The sequence below is a fragment of the Niallia sp. MER 6 genome (genome assembly GCF_023714395.1).
Taxonomy (GTDB): domain Bacteria; phylum Bacillota; class Bacilli; order Bacillales; family Cytobacillaceae; genus Niallia.
Genome location: NZ_JAMAUK010000079.1, coordinates 1 through 2,633, shown reverse-complemented (window position 1 = coordinate 2,633; position 2,633 = coordinate 1). Strand labels below are relative to the sequence as shown.

Sequence of the window (2,633 nt, the reverse complement as noted above, 5' to 3'; positions counted from 1 at the left end):
CCCACTGTTGTGATCTCTCAATCCATACAGTAGGGGATATTTTAGGGGCTGGCAAGCCTATTTTTTATGCAGTTAGATTCTGCACAAATTCCTCGCAAACCTCTGTACTTTTATTTTGCAATAAACACATTACCGTCTGTATCAACACTAGAAATATCACCATCTGTGTTTGAACTAGTTGAATCAGAAGGCTTACTGCCTGTTAAACCGAGAGATGCGTTCACTTCATCAGGGTTCACATTGTCAAATGTATCTACAATCTCGTTCCCCATTAAAGTATAGGTATACTGATAACTTGAAGGAATCTGCGTTTTCGTATCCGGATATGTGATTATTGCTTCAAAATTAGTGGCTCCACCTGCGCTACGGATTGCGTCTTCCATATAAGCTTGATCACCATGTCGGTTAAGCGTACTATCTTGTGGAGTAATATTGTAAGCATTCGATACCCCTCCCAGAGAATCAGCAATGATATGTCCTTCATCTAAAACGTCACTTTCGACACCAGGAACCTTTGCCTCATCAGAGTAATATCTGCCAGACGATAATACAGGTTCGTTCTGGTCATCTTGAAGAGTGATTTCATCAGCAATAACACGAACTAGCTGCCCGTATTCATTAGTAAATGCCCAATATTTACGGTCCCCATAACCAATGTCAACGACGACATTAGGTTCACGATATCCAGACAAATCACCACCATCCACTTCAATAAGTTTGTACCCTGAGAACAGTTCCTTATTTGTTTCGGTTGGTGTTTCCTCTTCCACTGATTCATTAACCGACGCAGTATCAGCTTCTTCTTTTTCACTAGTTTTATCTGTATTAACTGTGGTTACTTCTTGTGAATCTGTCTTTTCATCTGTAATGGACACATCTTCTACGTTGGTACATCCAACAAGAAAGATGGTCGTTAAAAGTAAGATTAAATAGTTCATTTTTATTTTAGTACTCTCCTATAATAATTCTGTAAATCTCGGGATGTTAACAGAGATTAATGCTGGGTTATCGTTCAATTTTTCATGAAACGAAATGGTTTAAATATCAAGATATAATAATGTATTTAAGATAAACTTATTTATATCCTATTTGCACCATCACAATAAGAAAAAATACCTCTTCTTTTTATTATACAGATTATTACTATTACATCACAATATAATATTCTTTAACTTATACTATAGTTCTACATGTCCATCCGTTTTCTAATGTTAATGTTCATATTTAAAACTTCGTTATTCATTACAATATCTCATAAAAGGTGCAGGATGTATTTGTCCACCTAGTACCTTTTACTAATATAAAAAATGCAAGTGAGGACCTGTACTGTCGCCTGTATTCCCCACCTCACTTATAACCTCTCCTTGTTTAACTTTCTGCCCAACTTTTTATACTTCTAGTTAAAGGGAACTGGATATTTTGTTTAGCGTTTTACAAAATCTTTCTCCACATGCATTTCCCTAAGTCTTTAATCTGCTGTTAATCTCCCATAAAAAAAGCACCTCCAATTGTTAGAATATGTCTAACAATTGGAGGTACCTTCACTAATAGTCTGAGTCTTTTTGTACAGATTAAAGGCATTAAAAATAACCATATATTAATACACCTTTCTGTCTTTACTAGTATTTCGTACACTGTAACTCCACTTCCCTTTTTATCCATTCGTACTGCTTTCGATAAGCTGGAAAAAATACATTGAATCCATCCTTTCGAATAACTTTATTTTTATAAAGGGATTCTTGGGGAAGAATTCTGTTGTATTGTCCTATACTGATATACCAATCTACCAGATCACGGAGTCGTGGATAGGTAGAATCCCGAATTAAATGCATAGTATAAATAATTTTTGCCAGTTGATTTTCATCTTTCATCAACATTGCATGACTCATATATATCTTGACAAAATCCCATGATTCAGCTCCATTCATTGAACCAAAAACAAAATCCTCTGGTTCAAGTATCTGTGTAAATATAAACTCATTGGCATTTGGCATTATTTTAATACTATTATCGAAAATTCTTTCCATAAAAATATGTTTCAATGTTTTAATAATGGAAAACTCAAATTTAGGATTATCAAAATGGAGAAGTTGCTTTTGAAATATTTTATAAACAAATGACTTATCCCCTTCATAGAGAATAGCTTGATTGGCAATATAAAAGATGGAGTAACCCTTCTTAATATATTTAATTCTTGTTAAAGTACCGTGATAATAATTTTCGTTAATATTCTCAAGAATGTAATGGTTAAGCATATTGAGACAAATAAAAATTGCATAATAAGGCTGATGGCAGATTAACAGAATAATGCATAAAATAACAGAAAACACTATTCTAAATATGAATCCTGTTTTTTCAGAATCTATTAATTGCGTATCAAATTCCTTTAGTTGTTTTTCTGTTTGGATTCGAGAATATATATCCAAGGGAAAAAAACTTTTATAGCAATCAAAAGGATCCCAAATTAAGTTTAATTTAAATGACGTACTAAAATTTATAAGAAATGGTGGAATGTCAACACCAAACTGGACAACTTTTATAAGGCCTGTCTCTTGAATTCTACTGGCGTTAAGTAACCGAGTGTTCCATGAATTCGAATATGGTTAAACCAATGAACATAATCATTTAATTCC

Annotated in this window: 3 protein-coding genes and 1 pseudogene; all 4 read right to left on the bottom strand. The window is 33.4% G+C overall.

The genetic code is table 11. The features are described 5' to 3' along the window. Positions 1–110: 110 nt before the first annotated feature. Entirely contained in the window at positions 111–938 is an 828-nt protein-coding gene (locus M3600_RS28190) for a DNA/RNA non-specific endonuclease (RefSeq protein ID WP_251648526.1), read from the bottom strand. A gap of 357 nt (positions 939–1,295) precedes the next feature. Continuing rightward, positions 1,296–1,376, bottom strand: a pseudogene (locus M3600_RS28185) (M23 family metallopeptidase); the annotation flags it as partial. Positions 1,377–1,619: 243 nt separating this feature from the next. Then, on the bottom strand, positions 1,620–2,426 hold the full coding sequence (locus tag M3600_RS28180) for a hypothetical protein (RefSeq protein WP_251648524.1): 807 nt from the start codon (positions 2,424–2,426) through the stop codon (positions 1,620–1,622). 110 nt (positions 2,427–2,536) lie between these two features. Continuing rightward, on the bottom strand, positions 2,537–2,633 hold a 97-nt coding region (locus M3600_RS28175; protein WP_251648067.1), incomplete at its 5' end, for an IS3 family transposase.

Excerpts from the sequence above, each read along its gene's own strand:
- M3600_RS28190 (WP_251648526.1), bottom strand. The coding sequence starts at position 938 with ATGAACTATTTAATCTTACTTTTAACGACCATCTTTCTTGTTGGATGT.